Source organism: Rhizobium anhuiense bv. trifolii (genome assembly GCF_024346605.1).
Taxonomy (GTDB): Bacteria; Pseudomonadota; Alphaproteobacteria; order Rhizobiales; family Rhizobiaceae; genus Rhizobium; species Rhizobium anhuiense.
Map to the genome: position 1 here is coordinate 594852 of NZ_CP098804.1, position 16462 is coordinate 611313.

The 16462-nt window shown below is 60.3% G+C and carries 18 protein-coding genes; 7 read left to right on the forward strand and 11 right to left on the reverse strand.

Features of this window, described 5'->3' with window-relative positions; genetic code table 11:
• Position 1: 1 nt before the first annotated feature.
• Both groL and NE851_RS34475 read right to left on the reverse strand, forming a co-directional pair.
• Positions 2-1630 carry a chaperonin GroEL gene (gene groL, locus NE851_RS34470; RefSeq protein WP_254962525.1) on the reverse strand — a complete coding sequence of 543 codons (1629 nt, stop codon included), beginning with the start codon at positions 1628-1630 and terminating at the stop codon, positions 2-4.
• Positions 1631-1783: 153 nt separating this feature from the next.
• The gene (locus NE851_RS34475) at positions 1784-2098 is read right to left on the reverse strand and encodes a co-chaperone GroES (RefSeq protein ID WP_127431063.1); all 315 of its coding nucleotides are present in this window, start codon (positions 2096-2098) and stop codon (positions 1784-1786) included.
• 357 nt (positions 2099-2455) lie between these two features.
• On the opposite strand from NE851_RS34475, the gene NE851_RS34480 reads away from it, so the two are divergent.
• From NE851_RS34480 to NE851_RS34495, 4 genes are all read left to right on the forward strand, one after another.
• The gene (locus NE851_RS34480) at positions 2456-2746 is read left to right on the forward strand and encodes a hypothetical protein (RefSeq protein WP_029867897.1); all 291 of its coding nucleotides are present in this window, start codon (positions 2456-2458) and stop codon (positions 2744-2746) included.
• Between the two features lie 107 nt (positions 2747-2853).
• Complete coding sequence (locus NE851_RS34485) at positions 2854-3210, forward strand: hypothetical protein (protein ID WP_097631267.1); 357 nt, start codon at positions 2854-2856, stop codon at positions 3208-3210.
• Positions 3211-3264: 54 nt separating this feature from the next.
• Positions 3265-3588, forward strand: coding sequence for a DUF2934 domain-containing protein (locus NE851_RS34490; RefSeq protein WP_127431064.1), 324 nt, complete (start codon positions 3265-3267; stop codon positions 3586-3588).
• 5 nt (positions 3589-3593) lie between these two features.
• Positions 3594-4013, forward strand: coding sequence for an HD domain-containing protein (locus tag NE851_RS34495; RefSeq protein ID WP_029867894.1), 420 nt, complete (start codon positions 3594-3596; stop codon positions 4011-4013).
• A gap of 107 nt (positions 4014-4120) precedes the next feature.
• Here the strand turns inward: NE851_RS34495 and NE851_RS34500 are convergent, their stop codons facing one another.
• Both NE851_RS34500 and NE851_RS34505 read right to left on the reverse strand, forming a co-directional pair.
• The gene (locus tag NE851_RS34500) at positions 4121-4390 is read right to left on the reverse strand and encodes a hypothetical protein (protein ID WP_029867893.1); all 270 of its coding nucleotides are present in this window, start codon (positions 4388-4390) and stop codon (positions 4121-4123) included.
• A gap of 42 nt (positions 4391-4432) precedes the next feature.
• The gene (locus NE851_RS34505) at positions 4433-4696 is read right to left on the reverse strand and encodes a hypothetical protein (protein ID WP_029867892.1); all 264 of its coding nucleotides are present in this window, start codon (positions 4694-4696) and stop codon (positions 4433-4435) included.
• Between the two features lie 319 nt (positions 4697-5015).
• Between NE851_RS34505 and NE851_RS34510 the strand changes: the two genes are divergently transcribed.
• Positions 5016-5522 carry an HIT family protein gene (locus NE851_RS34510; protein ID WP_127431065.1) on the forward strand — a complete coding sequence of 169 codons (507 nt, stop codon included), beginning with the start codon at positions 5016-5018 and terminating at the stop codon, positions 5520-5522.
• A 25-nt stretch (positions 5523-5547) separates the two neighbouring features.
• Here NE851_RS34510 and NE851_RS34515 read toward each other — a convergent pair whose 3' ends face one another.
• The 7 genes from NE851_RS34515 to NE851_RS34545 all read right to left on the reverse strand — a co-directional run bounded on the left by NE851_RS34515 (position 5548) and on the right by NE851_RS34545 (position 13645).
• On the reverse strand, positions 5548-7398 hold the full coding sequence (locus NE851_RS34515) for a DUF2264 domain-containing protein (protein ID WP_127431066.1): 1851 nt from the start codon (positions 7396-7398) through the stop codon (positions 5548-5550).
• Between the two features lie 77 nt (positions 7399-7475).
• Positions 7476-8750, reverse strand: coding sequence for an ABC transporter substrate-binding protein (locus tag NE851_RS34520; protein WP_127431067.1), 1275 nt, complete (start codon positions 8748-8750; stop codon positions 7476-7478).
• 39 nt (positions 8751-8789) lie between these two features.
• On the reverse strand, positions 8790-9503 hold the full coding sequence (locus NE851_RS34525) for a DUF624 domain-containing protein (RefSeq protein WP_025554599.1): 714 nt from the start codon (positions 9501-9503) through the stop codon (positions 8790-8792).
• Between the two features lie 20 nt (positions 9504-9523).
• Positions 9524-10633: an ABC transporter ATP-binding protein gene (locus tag NE851_RS34530; protein WP_025554597.1), complete on the reverse strand. Its 1110-nt coding sequence runs from the start codon at positions 10631-10633 to the stop codon at positions 9524-9526.
• A 15-nt stretch (positions 10634-10648) separates the two neighbouring features.
• Positions 10649-11821, reverse strand: a complete 1173-nt coding sequence (locus NE851_RS34535; RefSeq protein WP_127431068.1) for a glycoside hydrolase family 88 protein — start codon at positions 11819-11821, stop codon at positions 10649-10651.
• Between the two features lie 4 nt (positions 11822-11825).
• Positions 11826-12662: a carbohydrate ABC transporter permease gene (locus NE851_RS34540; protein ID WP_025554593.1), complete on the reverse strand. Its 837-nt coding sequence runs from the start codon at positions 12660-12662 to the stop codon at positions 11826-11828.
• Entirely contained in the window at positions 12659-13645 is a 987-nt protein-coding gene (locus tag NE851_RS34545; RefSeq protein ID WP_025554591.1) for a carbohydrate ABC transporter permease, read from the reverse strand. The genes NE851_RS34540 and NE851_RS34545 overlap by 4 nt, the downstream gene beginning before the upstream one ends.
• Positions 13646-13775: 130 nt before the next feature.
• Here NE851_RS34545 and NE851_RS34550 point away from each other — a divergent pair, with 130 nt between their 5' ends.
• Both NE851_RS34550 and NE851_RS34555 read left to right on the forward strand, forming a co-directional pair.
• The gene (locus NE851_RS34550; protein WP_127431069.1) at positions 13776-15572 is read left to right on the forward strand and encodes a heparinase II/III domain-containing protein; all 1797 of its coding nucleotides are present in this window, start codon (positions 13776-13778) and stop codon (positions 15570-15572) included.
• 11 nt (positions 15573-15583) lie between these two features.
• A complete protein-coding gene (locus NE851_RS34555) occupies positions 15584-16444 on the forward strand; it encodes a hypothetical protein (RefSeq protein WP_025554787.1) in 861 nt (286 codons plus the stop codon).
• Positions 16445-16462 lie beyond the last annotated feature (18 nt).

Here is a 16462-nt window from a genome sequence, read left to right on the forward strand (position 1 = left end):
GTTAGAAATCCATGCCGGGGCCGGCGGGCAATGGCGGCGGCGCGTCCTTCTTGGGTTTCTCGGCGATCATGGCTTCGGTCGTGACGAGAAGGCCGGCGATGGAGGACGCGTCCTGCAGCGCGGTGCGAACAACCTTTGCCGGATCGATGACGCCCTGCGCATAAAGGTCGCCATATTCGCCGGTCTGAGCGTTCCAGCCGTAGGCGAAGTCACTTTTCTCGCGCAGCTTGCCGACGATGACCGAGCCTTCCGCTCCGGCATTTTCGGCGATCTGCCGCGCCGGCGTCTCGAGCGCGCGGCGAACGATGTCGACACCGACACGCTGGTCGCTATTGGCGGTCTTGAGGTTGTCGAGCGCCTTGACGGAGCGCAGCAGCGCCACACCGCCGCCCGGCAGAATGCCTTCCTCGACCGCCGCCCGGGTTGCATGAAGCGCGTCGTCGACGCGGTCCTTCTTTTCCTTCACTTCGACTTCCGTCGAGCCGCCGACGCGGATGACGGCAACGCCGCCGGCGAGCTTGGCAAGACGCTCCTGCAGCTTCTCGCGGTCGTAATCGGAGGTGGTTTCTTCGATCTGGGCCTTGATCTGGGCAACACGGCCTTCGATGTCGGACTTGGCGCCCGCGCCGTCGACGATCGTGGTGTTCTCCTTTTCGATCGACACCTTCTTGGCACGGCCGAGCATGTCGAGCGTGACGGATTCGAGCTTGATGCCGAGGTCTTCGGAGATGACGGTGCCGGCGGTGAGGATGGCGATGTCTTCGAGCATGGCCTTGCGGCGGTCGCCGAAGCCAGGCGCCTTGACGGCAGCGATCTTCAGGCCGCCACGCAGCTTGTTGACGACGAGGGTTGCAAGAGCTTCGCCTTCGACGTCTTCAGCGATGATGAGGAGCGGCTTGCCGGACTGGACGACGGCTTCGAGAACCGGCAGCATCGACTGCAGGTTCGACAGCTTCTTCGCGTGGATGAGGATATATGGGTCTTCGAACTCGGCCCGCATCTTGTCGGCATTGGTCACGAAGTAGGGGCTGAGGTAGCCGCGGTCGAACTGCATGCCTTCGACGACTTCGAGTTCGGTTTCGGCGGTCTTGGCTTCTTCGACGGTGATGACGCCATCATTGCCGACCTTTTCCATGGCTTCCGCCAAAAAACGGCCGATTTCGGCATCGCCATTGGCGGAGATCGTGCCGACCTGGGCGATTTCGGCATTGTTGGAGATCTTGCGGGCGTTGGCCTTCAGTTCCGCAACGATGGCGCCGACGGCGAGATCGATGCCGCGTTTCAGGTCCATCGGGTTCATGCCTGACGTGACGGCCTTGGCGCCCTCTTTGACGATCGCCTGGGCAAGCACCGTTGCGGTCGTGGTGCCGTCGCCGGCGATGTCGCTGGTCTTCGAGGCGACTTCACGGACCATCTGGGCGCCCATATTCTCGAACTTGTCTTCGAGTTCGACTTCCTTGGCGACGGAGACGCCGTCCTTGGTGATGCGCGGCGCGCCGAAGGACTTGTCGATCACGACGTTGCGGCCTTTCGGGCCGAGCGTCACCTTCACGGCGTTGGCCAGGATGTCGACGCCGCGCAGCATCTTCTCCCGGGCTTCGGTGCTGAATTTGACTTCTTTAGCAGCCATGTCCTCACTCCTTCATAGGCAGCCAGAGCAATTCCGGGAAAGGTGCGAAGCGGTTTTCCGTTCGGAATTGCGTCAGAAATAAAATGTTGGAGCTGTTCTGCTTTTCTACGACAAGCTGAAGCGCTCCAGCGTTGACGAATGTTCGCAGGGACCTCAGGCGGCCTGCTGCTGTTCGTCCTGGGTTTCGATGACGCCCATCACGTCGCTTTCCTTCATGATCAGCAGGTCTTCGCCATCGATCTTGATCTCGGTGCCGGACCATTTGCCGAACAGGATGCGATCGCCGGGCTTGACGTCGAGCGCCTGGATCTGGCCGGCATCGTTGCGTGCACCAGGGCCGACGGCGATGACCTCACCTTCCTGCGGCTTTTCCTTGGCAGTGTCGGGAATGATGATGCCGCCCTTGGTCTTTTCCTCTGACGTGACCCGGCGGACGAGAATGCGATCATGAAGCGGTCGGAACGACATGTCTTCCTCCATCGACAAACAGTGATGATGTTGCTCCCCCGGGCCGGACCGGATGACCAATCCGGGGCGGGTGCAAGGTTCCGCGCGAGCGCGCCTTGCGCGACTGATCTGGTTCGACGGCACTGCAATTTCAAGAGGGAATAAGAGAAAAATTAGCACTCTCCACCGACGAGTGCTAACGTATTGCAGGGAACAGAAAATCGGCTCCCGCGTTCGGACTACGAGGTGGATGACACTGCGTCGAAGGCGCGTTCAAGCCGCATCGAGGCTTGAATCCGGAATTTGACATTCCCAACTGTCTCATGATCGAGGCTTGACGAGCTCGATCACCGTCCCACGTCTTTTGGAGTGAGTGACATGGAAGAAAAGACCAATATAATCAGAGACCTCAGCATTGAGGAACGTGAGGAAATCTTCGTCGATATCGCTCGCACGCTGGAGGATACGGCGCGTGAGGCTCTTGTCGAAGGCAACATGCAGTTTGCGGCACTGTCCAACAACATGGCTGAAGCGATCCGCGTCAACGCCGACGAACTGGCCCGTGACGATCCCGACAATGCCGAGCTCGTGTTGCTGCAGGCGACGGCGATGATTTCGCAGTTCGAGGCCGTGCACCCCTATCGAATGGTGAGTATGGCCGTTCATTGATTGCCGCCGGCGCGTGCGGCTCGATCGCGCGCTCAAATCAATCGCCACCCACGCGGAACTCTCACTGCTTGCGAAGGTTATTGGATCACAACATCGAAGGGTGATCCATGATGACCGTCAAATCCACCGTGCCGCCCGAGAGCGGGACCGACGACGCGCGTTCCGCCGACACCGAACGGACCGAAGCCGATCGCAAAAGGGCATTGGAAACTGCCCGGCGCAACGTCAGTTCGACATTGGATCGCCACAGCGGCACCGAAACCCTAAGCCTCAAGCTTGCCAAAGAATATCTCAGCCTCGGCGGCCACCGCCGGTCGATGATCGACGACAATATCACCGACGTTCGTCAATGGGATGAAGATCCGCGGGAGGCCGAACGCTTCTGGAAGGAACGGGTGGAGACGCTTTCAAAGGACGAGCACAAACGGGTGGAGGATTTTCTTCCAACCATCAACACGCCGTGAAAGTGGCTGGGCCTGTTCTTCGGACGGCTTATTTAAATGCGCTTGGAGGAGATCATGGCGATAGACAAGCACGAGCAGATACGTCACCGTGCCTACGAAATCTGGGAGGCCGAAGGCCGCCCGGATGGCGCCGACCAGCGTCACTGGCTGCAAGCCTGTGATGAACTTGCGGGCGAGGATGAGCATGAAACACTGCAGAACCTGCTCGATGAAGACGACAGGGATGATGCAGCACTGCTCCAAGGTGCCGGCGAGAGCGGCGATTTCGATCGGCGACGAACGCCTGTCCAGGCCGCGGCGGTTCCCGTCCCTGACATCGAGATGACGACGGGCGAGAAGCCTTCCCGACAGAAGATCGGGAAGACCGAGGGCCCGTGATCGCCATGCAGCATCTCGACCATGCCATCCAAGTGGCTCTTACAGCCCATGAAGGTCAGGCAGACAAGACCGGCCGGCCGTTCTTCGAACATTGCCAGCGGGTCGCACTTCTCGTTTCCGGCGATGAGCGGCGAACGATCGCCTACCTTCATGACGTGGTCGAGAAAGGAAGCGGCTGGACGCTCGACAGGCTGAGGGAAGATGGCTTTGCGCCAGCGATCATCTCCGCCGTGGACGCTCTGACACGGCGGCCGGACGAGCCGGACGACGACTTCGTCAGACGCGCGGCATCCAACCCGCTGGCCTTGCCGGTCAAGCAGGCCGATCTCGAAGACAATCTCCGGCAGGCCGAACAGACCGGCAAGAACACCGAAAAGTACCAGCGCGGCCTGGATCTCCTGCGCGACATCAAGAGCCGACAATAGGGGCTCGGACAAATTTGCGCAGTTCGCCTGGCCGCCAAGATCGATAATGGGCCGATGGCGACCGTAACCTGACTTCCGCTGGTGCAGCGAAGGTTTTGTGCCTCATTTCATGTTTTGTTGGTAAACCACACTGTCGGGACGCCGAGCACGCCTCCCGTGCGCATCGCCGTCTTCAGTTCGTCCAGCTTGCTGAACGCCTGAGCCGCTTCAAACGTCGCAAACTCATGGGTGACGGTAATATCGTTCGGGTTGTCGATGGCGCGATAGACGGCTTGCGCTGTCACCCCATTGGCCTTCTGAACCTGATGAAACGCATCATATACCTTGCGCCAGGCGGCGTAGTCGGAGACCTCGTGCCTCACGAATAATGTCGTCATATCATCCTCCCCGATTGCATTTCCAAGTCTCGTGGATGGCTATTACGATTGAACCAGGAACATCATGGTCTCGGGCAAGACGCCGTCACTCGCCATCGCATCGGCGGCTGCCTTGGTCTGCATGAAGGCCATCAACTTTTCCATGTCTGCGACGTCCATGACCAAACCAACGCGGTTGGAGTTTTGCGGGTCTGTAAACGTACGAATGTTCGTGACGCCGATGGGTTCCAATACCTGTTTGCGGATGGGTGAAGCGAGCCAGTGTTTCGTGTCCTTGACGTCGTGACAGATCATTATGGTAGGCATTGTGTCCTCCTCTCAAGATCTCGGAAAACTGAAAGCTAAGTATGCTGTTGCGCTTTGCCGGATTTCATTACAGCAATGTTGCGAAGAGTGGGTTTTTCTTATTCATTAGTTGGAGATGTAAATATAACTATTGAGTAATTCGAAAATGTTATGCGACGGCGGCGTCGGGCGCGCATTGGGTTTTTGCAATAGCTTTGGTGACGGTTCCGGAGTCAGCGAGTGTCATTGGCGCTAATGACTTGGTCAATTTGACTTCCCTCCGATTGTCGCATCAATCTGACAATAGGATACGCCGCGTGCGAGATGGCAGAGGTTTGGAATGATCGAACGCCAGCCATTTGATCTCAAAGCCTATGTCCACGACATCGGAACAAGGCCGTGCTTTATCTGCGGCTTGCTCAAGAACGACCCCGCTTTCTTTCATCATCGCGTTTTTGAAGACGATGAGACGATCATTTTCCTGAGCAAATATCCCACGTTACCCGGCTATTGCCTTGTCTGTCCGAAGGAGCACCGTGAGGATCTGGCGCGAGACATGTCGAAGGATGAATATCTTCGACTACAGGGCAAGGTGCATGTCTTGTCGCGCGCCCTCAAAAGCGTGTTCGACGCCGAGCGAATTTATGTACTTTCGCTCGGCAGCCAGCAAGCCAATAGTCACCTGCATTTTCATGTCGTTCCCTTGCCTTCAGGCGTGCCTCTCGAAGAGCAGCAATACCATGCGCTGATGGCGGAGAATGGGGTCCTGCACATACCTGACGATCAAATGGCAGAGTTGGCACAGTGCATCGCAGAAGCATACCGTGCCGAGTTGACCGCACGATAGTCACTCCTGTTCCCCCAATCCCAGGCTATGACTGGAGAGCGAATGCCGGCACCCGCTCGCCGTTCTCGCGAAAGAGCCGCTCCACCTCTTCGAGGCGAGGGCAGGCGGGCGGATTATCGAGCGCTTTTGCCCAGTTCTCGCGGCTGGGCAATGCCATTGCCGCGGTCACGAGCACGGTGGTTCCGGGGCCGATTTCGCCGCGCAGCTGCGGCAGCAGGGTCTTGGCGTGGATGAGATTGGTATTTGGTATCGGGCTCATCGCATGGCCGGCCCTCGGATCGGGCGATAGATCCACGATCGCGCTGACATCGGTCTGTCCGTACCAGACGGCTCGGCCTTCCCCTGCATCGGAGCGGTCGGCATTGAAGTCCGCGCGTTCGATCGCAAAGCCGCCCTCGATTGTGCTGAGGGCGCGCGGCGTGGCGATGCGGTGGATGCGGATATGCCAGAGGTTTTCGGGAAGCAGCCAGGTTTCGATGGTGACATCGTTCCAGGGGCGCCAGCGCGAATAGAGGCGATTGTCGGCGATGAGCGCCTCTTCCATAGTTTCGCGCATGCGAAAATGGACGCCGTCGTCGGAGAGGCCGAGCATGCCGTCGAAGCTTGCGGCGGCAAAATTCCGGTCGTCGGCTTCGATGTTGAAGGCGTAGCGCGTGGAATAGACGAATTTCGAATATTTCTCGTTTGCGCCGAGCATCTTGTCATGCTGCTGTCCGGAGGAGAGCACGACCACGTTTCCTGGCGTGTGCATGGCGACCATGCCCGCCGGTTTCAACGCAACCGGCTCCGGAAATTCCGGCTGCGGCGCCTCGTCGGCGGTCCAGAATGGATGATCCCCGGGAAGAGCCAGCGGCAGGAAGAATTTCAGCGCCCAATAGGGCGAACCGGGCGAATTGTAGCTCTCGCTCATGAAGAGATTGGGATAGCCGTAGCCGACGGAGAGAACGCCGTCGCGCTCGGCAATCGGCATCGCCGACCACCAGCGGATATGGCGCATGTAATAGCCCTTGATCTCGGCCCAGGGCAGCGCTTCGACGCCGGCAAAGGCAAGCGCGCCCCAGAAACCACCGGCCGCGAAGCGGTAGGTCTGGCTGCGGCCGAAGGCAAGGGCTGCGCCATCGGGGCCGAACCAGTGGCGGATATCCCCGGCAAAGGTGTGGGCGCGATCCCGGAAGCGGTCCTTGCGCGCTTCGTCGCCGCGCGCCAGCACGGTATAGATCAAGCCGTAGAAATGCATGGCGAAGGGGATGTAATGATCGACCCGACGCACCGGCCCGTCGCGATACCAGCCTTCCCCGAGGTCGAAGGCTTCCAACTCGTTGAGATAGGCAAGGGTTTTCCCGTGGTCGAAGGCGACACCAACGCGCTCCAGCCCGAGATCGATGAGGACGCGGAAGAATTTCCAGTTGTTGTCGATGAATTCCAGTTCGCGCGCGCTGAGAAGGTAGGCGGCGACGGTCTTCTTCTCGCTATCGCTGAGCGGTTTCCAGATGTGTTCGGGGACAAGTGCCAGCGCGAAACCGACGGCGGCGAGCTCGACCAGTCGCTGATTGCGGTCGGCAAGATCGCCCCAATATTCGGGATGAGCGGGGTTCGTGCCGTTCGCCAGCCCGCGCCGATAGAGGTCCCAATGCGGGAACGCGCCGCCGCCTGCAGCGAACGGAACAATGCCCCAGAGCGGCCGTGCAAATCCTTCCAGATCCGCCGCCGCCCGGTCGAAGATCGCGCCGGCCGCACCGAGGCGCACACGGGCGCCGCTTTCAGAAAAATACGGCAGGAGCGGCTCGAAGAGATCGGTGACGGCCTTGGCGAGGTCGTCGCGGGTCTTCAGCGGATTGCCGAAGAGCGGATTGGCCCGGGCGGGATCATATATCATTGTCAGGCTCGAAATTCATGAAAAACTGGATCGGCCGCGGGCAGATATTGCCCGCGGCCGTCGACATTTCTTGACGTCTACTTGATGGCCTTCACGCCGTCGGTCATTTCCTTCAACCCGTCGTCGACGGACGTGTTGTCGGTCATGATTGCGTCATGCGCACGGTTGAGCACGACCTCGATCTTGGCGGCGTTCGGGTTGACCGCCATCTCCAGGTAGGTTTTCGTCGGCTTCAGCGCCGCCTTGCTGGCCTCGTCCTGCGGGAAGCCGGGCGTTGCCGCGATCGTGGCGCTGACGTCATCCGTCTTGAGCGCGGGGAACGTGCCCGTCGACGCGATAACGGCCGCACCCTCGGGACCGGTGACGAACTTGATGAAGTCGAGTGCGGCATCCTTGTGGTCGGAATTGGCGTTGACCGCCAGGCCGGAAATCTGGGCGGCCGTCGTGCCGGCCGCGACGCCGTCGGGATGCGGGAATTTCACGATGCCCCAGTTCTTGCTCTTCGATTCACCTGATTTCACCTTGGTGATCTGGGTGCCGACGAACCAGGTTCCCATCGGCAGCATGCCGATCGTACCGTTGAAGAAGAGCGCCGAATAATGCGTATTCGACGTCTTCAGGAAGGCGTAGGAGGGAATCGCGCCATCCTTCTGTAGGGTGAGCGCCCTCTCGTACCAGGGCTTCAGGAAGTCATACTCACCGTCGACCAGCGTGTGTTTTCCGTCGAGGACGCCGGGCAGCTGGACGGTCGACCGCCAGGTATGCAGGAGCGCGCCATAGGTCTTGTTGGTACCCATGCCACCCGTAAGCTTCTCGGCGGTCGCGTCGAATTGCGCCCAGGTCATGTCATTCGTGGGGTAGGGCACGCCGGCTTTGTCGAATATGTCCTTGTTGTAATAGACGATCCAGAAGTCGGAGCGGAACGGCAGCGAATAGAGCTTGCCGTCGATGGTCAGTTCCTCGATCAGGCCGCCATAGGGAGCCGGGTCGATCTTCTGATCCTTCACGAAGCTGCTGAGATCGGCGATGTTGCCGGCGCGCACCAGATTGGTGTAGCCCGGCACGTCCTTGATGGTGACGATGTCGATGTCCTTGGAGCCGCCGGTCAGCTGCGTCGAGATCATCTGCTGATAGTCCTGCGAGCCGAGGTCCATCTGCTCGAATTTCACGTTGGGGTGTTTGGCCTGATAGGCCTCGATCAGCGGCTTGTAATAGGCAGTCTTGTCCCAGTCCCACAAAGCCCATTTGAGCGTCACGGCGTCCTGGGCAAATGCTGCCCCGGCCGTCGTTGCAGCCAAGCTGAAACCCGCCAAGGCAAGTTTCATCGTCCTCCCAAATTTATCCAAATACATTCCCGTTCTCCTTCCCTGGATCATCTCTGGATCAGTTATTTATGAAGCGTTTCGTGCATGCGGTTTGCGGTACGGCGGCAGCTCGAGAACCATCACCGCCGCCCGATGGGCGCCGAATACGACGGCGAACATTCCGAGTGAAAAATTGAAGGTTGCCGGCATGAACACGGAAACCGGATAGAAGAGGATATGCGCCAGCCAGAGGCTTGCAACGAAGGCGAGCGCTGCAAGCGCCGGGAGCGGACGGATGATGGAGGCGAGCGCGGCGAGGCGCAGCAGCCTGGAAGCCGGCAGATCGCGCATCACCATCAGAATGATGAGATGGCAGGCGAGAACGGTGACGAAGGCGGTGGCGACGAGGGCAATCGCCAGCGGCACGCTCAGCAGCAGGTTGTCGCGCGCGCCGGCGGTATAGGCAACGATCGCATGGATGCCGATTGCAAGCCCGCCCGCGAGCACCAGCCCCCAAGCGGTGGCGCGCCAGAAATAGCGCAGAAAAGCTTCGGTGAAGTCCCGCAGCAGGTAGGTGTTGCGATCTTCCACAAAGGTCACCGAGACCCGGGCCATGGCGACCAGGGCTGCCGGTAGCGTCACCACGAGGAGCGAGGCCAGGATGAACAGGATGTTGAGCTTGACCATCTCCCACCATTCGCGGACGAGGATCTCGGCGAACAGCGCAAGGCCGGTCTTCTTCGGAGCATCCTTCGGAATGCCCGGTCCCTCCCTCGTCCACATCTCCCGCAACCACTGCATAGCCGTCTCCCGCAGGCGCCTCAGTATAGAATCGAACGTTCCGTTTCCTTGTCGAACAGCTGCGCGTTGGTCATATCGGCGACCAGCGTCGCCTCCTCGCCGATATCAGGCCGGTAGCGCGGCGAGACGCGGGCGATGAGATTGCGTCCGCCCGCCACCATGTTCAGGTGCACTTCAGAGCCCATGGGTTCGGCAAGCTCGACGACCGCCTTGAGGGGCGCCAGGTTCTCCGGTGCGATGTCGGCCGGCGGCAGTTCGTGGAAATTCTCGGGGCGGATGCCGAGCACCAGTTCGCGGCCTTCGTAAGGAGCGATCCTGTTCTGGTCGAAATGGGCAGGCAGCGGCAGTTCCCGGCCGTCGAAGACGGCGACGTAGCCTTCGCCACGGCGCAGGATGGTCGAGGGCAGCATGTTCATCTGCGGCGCGCCGATGAAGCCGGCGACGAACATGTTGACGGGGCGGTCATAGAGGTTCTGCGGTGTGTCGACCTGCTGGATATGCCCGTCCTTCATGACGACGATCCGGTCCGCCATGGTCATGGCCTCCACCTGATCGTGGGTGACATAGATGAAGGTGGCATTGAGGCGCTTGTGCAGCTTGGTGATTTCGGAGCGCATCGTGCCGCGCAGCTTGGCATCGAGATTGGAAAGCGGCTCGTCAAGAAGGAAGACGGCGGGATTGCGCACCATGGCGCGGCCGAGGGCGACGCGCTGGCGCTGGCCGCCCGAAAGCGCCTTCGGCTTGCGGTTCAGGAGATGACTGATGTCGAGGATCCTGGCGGCATCCTGCACCTGGGCATCGATGTAATCGCGCGACACCTTCCTGAGCTGGAGGCCGAATGCCATGTTCTTGTAGACGGTCATATGCGGGTAGAGCGCATAATTCTGGAAGACCATGGCGATATCCCGATCCTTGGAAGGAACGTCGTTCATGACGTCGCCGCCGATCTTGAGCTCTCCTCCCGATATTTCTTCGAGGCCGGCGATCATCCGCAGCGTCGTCGATTTGCCGCAGCCGGAGGGGCCGACCAGGATGATGAATTCCTTGTCTGCGATCTCGAGGTCGATGTCGTGGACGACGGTAAGCGCACCGTAGCTCTTGTTCAGCTCTTTAAGCGAAATGCTGGCCATCGGGTTCTCCTGAATTCACCAATAGGAAGACCAGCTGCGCGAAAGGCGCGTCAAAGCTTCCATGTAATAATAGTCTCCCCAGGAGACGCATTCATCGACGCCCTCGCCGCGGCAGGTGTTGAAGGGCGATTTCTTCGAATAGGTGGCGTGCAGCACCAGGCCGTTCGAGACGGTGGGATCCTTGACCGCATAGTGATCGGCAAGGCTCTTCATCATGCGCCGCGCCAGTATGTGATAACGCTCGGCCGGCTCCGGTTCGACGAGATCGGCCATCTCCAGAAGACCGCAGGCGGCGATCGAGGCCGACGAGCTGTCGCGCGGCTCGCCGTCGCCGTCGGAAAAGACGAGATCCCAATAGGGCACCATGTCGGCCGGCAGCCGGTTGAGATAGAAGGCAAGCAGCCGGTCGAAGGTTTGGCGATATTCCTCGATCCGCTCATAGCGATAGGAGAGCGCCATCCCCGAGATTGCCCAGGCCTGTCCGCGCGCCCAGGCGCTGTCGTCCCGGTAGCCCTGCCTGGTCGCGCCGCGCACCGGCGCTCCGGTGACCGGGTCCATGTAGAAGGTGTGGTAGGTGGAATCATCCGGCCGAACCGAATTGGCGAGCGTGGTGCGGGCGTGGGTGAGAGCGATCTCGCGGTATTTCGGATCGCCGGTCTCGCGGCTTGCCCAATAGAGAAGCGGCAGGTTCAGCAGGCAGTCGATGATATAGCGGTATTCTTCCGCCACCCCCTTGCGGCCCCATGCCTGGATGAACTGGCCGACGGGCTGGAAACGCTCGATCAGCTGGTCGGCGGCGAGCAAGGCGGCCCTGCGGCCATCCTCGTCTCCGACGAGCTTCCAGGCGGCGATGCAGGACGGCGAATAGAGGAAGCCCATATCGTGATGATCGGTCTCGATGCGGTTCACGATCCGATGCAGGAACGATTGGACCTGGATCTGCGCCGCATGTCGGAAGACCGGATCGCCACTATGCTCGAAGGCGAGCCAGAGTTCGCCGGGCCAGAAGCCCGCGGTCCATTGAGTGTTCGCCACAGCCGGATAGAAATTCCCGACACTCGAATGGTTCTGCGAAGCATAGGTGAAAGTAGGAAGGTTGCGGCGGATCTGCGCGACGGCAAGATCGAGCGCGGCTTTCGCTTCCTCGTCGGTGATCGGTTGCGGGGCGACGGACGGAACGGCGTTCATGGATTTAACCCTTCAGTCCGGTCGAGGCGATGCCCTCGACGAAGAAGCGCTGGAGAGAGAGGAAGACGATGAGGACCGGAATGAGGGCGACGACGGAGGCCGCCATGATCAGTCCGTATTCGGCCGAATATTGCGAGATGAACATGCGCAGGCCGATCTGGACAGTCTTCAGCTCGGTCTTGGTCAGATAGATCATCGGCCCGAGGAAATCGTTCCAGGTGGTGACGAAGGTGAAGATCGTCAGCGTCGAGAGCGCCGGCTTGGAGAGCGGCAGCATGATGCGCGCCCAGATCTGGTACTCGTTCATGCCATCGATGCGGGCCGCTTCGCAAAGCTCGGTCGGGATCGACATGTAGAACTGCCGCATCAGGAAGACGCCGAAGGCGGTAAAGGCCTGCAGGCAGATCAGCGCCAGATGGGTGTTGTTGAGGCCGAATTCGCGCATCAGCAGGAATTGCGGCACCATATAGACCTGCCAAGGCATGGCGATGGTGGCGATATAGCCGAGGAACAGCGTGTTCTTGTAGGGGAAATTCAGCTTGGCGAAGGCGTAGGCGGCAAAGCTGGAGGTCAGCAGCTGCAGCAGCGTGACGATGATCGTCAGCTTCGAGGTGTTGTAGATGAAGAGGGCGAGCGGGATCTTCGTCCAGATATCCACGTAATTCTGCCATTGCGGCTCCGCCGGTATCCACTCGATGGGGAAGGCGAAGACGTCGCGGCTGAGCTTCAAGGATGCCGAGAGCATCCAGGCGAAGGGCATCAGCATGACCACCGTGACCGTGATCACGATGGCATAGAGGAGGACCGTTTTGGCGGTGACTCTGCGTCCTGCGATCCTCATGCCTCGTCCTCCCTCTGGCGCCGGAACTGGAAGACGGTGACGGCGAGCACGAGGAAGAACAGAACGAGCGCAACCATGCTGGAATAGCCGAGATCCCAGGAAATGAAGGCTTCGTTGTAGATGTGGTAGACGAGGACGAGGGTCGAGGTGCCGGGACCGCCCTGAGTGATCATGTAGATCTGGTCGAAGACCTTGAACGACTGGATCGTCAGCATGACGGTGACGAAGAAAGTCGTCGGTCCGAGCTGCGGCACGGTGACATGGATGAACTTCTGCCAGGAATTGGCGCCATCGAGATCGGCGGCCTCATAGAGCTCCGAATTGATGCCCTGCAGACCGGCCAGATAGATGACCATGTAATAGCCCATGTTCTTCCAGATGCCGAACAGGATCACCGTCACCATTGCCCAGTGGCGATCGGCAGCCCATCCCGGCATGTTCTTGGGATCGAGGCCCAGCGTGTAGAGGATCATGTTCACCGGTCCCATTTCGGGATTGAAGATCATGTTCCAGACGACCGCGACGGCCACCAGCGAGGCGACATAGGGAAAGAACATCGCCGTGCGGAAGAAATCGCGTCCGACAATCTTCTGGTTGAGGAGGACGGCGAGGCCGAGCGCACAGAGCAGCGTCGCCGGCACGGAGGCAACCGTATAGATGACTGTGTTCCAGAAGGCCGCGATGAAGGCCTTGTCCTCGAAAAGTCGCCAGAAATTGTCGAGGCCGGCGAAGGTAATCGCATTCGAGCCGTCCCAATGCATGAAGGCGAGCACGAAGGCAAACAGGATCGGGCCGAGCGTGAAGACGGCAAAGCCGAGGAAGTTCGGCGCGATGAAGGAATAGGCGACGAGCGCGCTGCGTATCCTGCGCTGGCGCTTGGACAAGACGGTGGCTTTCCTGCCGGAAGTTGCCAGAGCGCCATCTCCAGCGATGGCCGAATTCGATATGGACACCGATGCCTCCTCTTCCTCTCGCAACCACATAGCACAGTTCCGATACTGGTCAAACAAGTTCTGAATAGGTCATACGAATTTAATAGAAAGCGCAAAATACATATGATAGGTGAGCATGCAGACCAAACGCTCATCAATGCTTTCCGGTGCGGGGAGGGATATGTTCAGCGAGATTTCAGGGGAGCTGCCGGATGTGCTGGGCGATTTCACGCCTGGGTCGGTTTGCTCAGATCGCGCCATATGGAACTCCGTGCCGCAGACGGTCCGGGAACGGGTCATTCGCGATGCCGAAGAGACGCTTGCGCGCGCCTTTCCGCTCATCACCGCCTCGGATTACCGGGAGTTCACCGCAACGGGCAACCGCTCGCGCTTCGAGGAGCTTTATTTCGCGCGGCGCCGGATGCTCAACAATCTGGTGCTCGGCGAACTCGTCGAAGGTAGGACGCGGTTCCTGCCTGGGATTGTCGACGGCATCTTCCTGATTGCCGAGGAGAGCGGCTGGCAGCTTCCGGCGCACAACGCCTATGAACGAAGCGGTGCGCGGCTGCCGCTTCCCGACAATTCGCAGCCTGTCGTCGATCTCTTCGCCGCCGAAACGGCGGCCCTGCTTGCCACCGCCGTCGCCTTGCTGGGCGACGCGCTCGACGGCTTCAGCCCCGAAATTACCGCCCGGGTGGAACGCGAGATCCAGATCCGCATCGTCTCGCCCTATCTCGGCCGGCATTTCTGGTGGATGGGCCGCGGCGAGGAGCGAATGAACAACTGGACGGCCTGGATAAGCCAGAATGTCCTGTTGACGGTCTTCTCGCTGAAAACCGACCAGCCGGCGCGCCGTGCTGTTGTCGAAAAGGCGCTCGGCAGCCTCGATGCTTTCCTGAAGGACTATGCCGAGGACGGGGCCTGCGAGGAAGGCGTGCTCTACTATCGCCACGCAGCACTCTGCCTGCATGGCGCGCTGACCATTCTGGATGGCGTGGCGCCGGGCCTGTTCGGCAAGCTCTGGCAACAGCCGAAAATCCGCAGCATGGCTGAATATATCGCCCATATGCATGTGGCCGGCCGCTATTATTTCAACTTCGCCGATTCCTCCGCGGTGGTCGAACCCTGCAGTGTGCGGGAATATCTGTTCGGACAGGCGGTCGGTTCGCAGGTGCTGGCTGAGTTCGCCGCGGCCGATAGGGCGGCCTCCGGAAGCTCGCACCTGCCCGGAGAATGGAACCTCTGGTATCGCGTGCAGGAAGTGCTGATCGGCCCGACGCTTCCCGATGCCGCCCCGCCGCATCCTGCGTCCCGACGCGATATGTTTTATCCCGGCATTGGCCTGTTCATCGCCCGCGACGAGCAGTTTTCGCTCGCCGTCAAGGGCGGCAACAATGGCGAGGGCCACAATCACAACGATGTCGGAAGCGTGACGCTCTACAAGAATGGGCGCCCGTTCCTGATCGATGTCGGTGTCGAGACCTATACCGCAAAGACCTTTTCGGCGCGGCGCTACGAGATCTGGACGATGCAATCGGCGTTCCACAACCTGCCGACATTCGCAGGCGTCATGCAGTCGGCCGGCGACACATTCGGCGCGCGAGACGTCGAGGTCGGGTTTGACGAGGAGCGCGCGCGCATATCGCTCGATATAGCAGGCGCCTATCCCGCCGAAGCAGAGCTGCACAGCTACCGGCGCATCGTTTCCCTGCTGCGCGGCCGCCATGTCGAGATCGTCGACAGCTATGACGGCGGCAAGCCGGCGGTGCTGTCGCTGATGACGTGCCTGGCGCCGACCGTCGTCCCGGACAGGATCGATCTCGCCGATCTCGGCAGCATCTTCGTCGATGGCGGTGGCGAGATCGAAATCGACGAAATCGACGTGGAGGACGCCCGGCTGAGATCGGCCTGGCCCGGGAAAATCTACCGGCTGCGCGTGCCGTTCGCCGGCAGGGTTCTGAGATTGCGGATCGTATGAGGAAGGCGAGCATGGAATTGACGCTGAAGATCGTGGATGCCGATGGGCTGGTGCTGGCAAGCTCCACAGGGCGGGACGAGACCTTCCTGGTCTATCGACAGAGCTATCGCGAAGGCGATCGCGTGGTCTTGGAGGTCTCCGAGCCTGGACATGTCTTCCTCGCCCTCGATGGCGCGATCCAACCCGGCCTGGTCTATATGAAGGAATGCGCCTATGCCCTCGCCGTGCCCTTCGGCGACAAGCGCAAGCCCTATTCGCCGAATGCCTTCCGGGGTGATCTCCACCGGCTTTCGGCGCGAAGCGCGCGCCCCGACGAGATCGTGCAACGCCGTAATCTCGCTCTGAACCCCTGGGACGATCATGCCAACCGGGCGCTGTTTCCGCATGCGCGCGCCAATGTGGAGACCCGGGGCGAAGCGGCCTTTGCCGCGCGCAACGCGATCGACGGCGAAAAGGCCAACGACGATCACGGCTTCTGGCCCTATACGAGCTGGGGCATCAATCGCGATCCGCAGGCGGCGCTGAAGCTGGAATTCGGCCGGCCGGTCAGCATTGACGAGATCGTCTTCTATCTCCGGGCCGATTTCCCGCATGATTCTTGGTGGAATGAGGCCAGCGTCACTTTCTCGAACGGCAGGACCTCCCGCTTTCCCTTGGTGAAATCGGGTGTTGCTCAGAGCTTTTCCATAGAACCCTGTATCGTCGAATGGGTGGAATTGCATGGGCTGATCAAGGCCGAGGATGCCTCGCCCTTTCCGGCGCTGACCCAGATCGAGATCTGGGGAACGGAAGTGCCGGGCGCCGTCGATCGGGACGTCGCAGTTGCGGCCGAAGATAAACCAGAGCCGGCCGCTCTTCCTCTCAACTTATGACCCCACGGATGCGCTTCC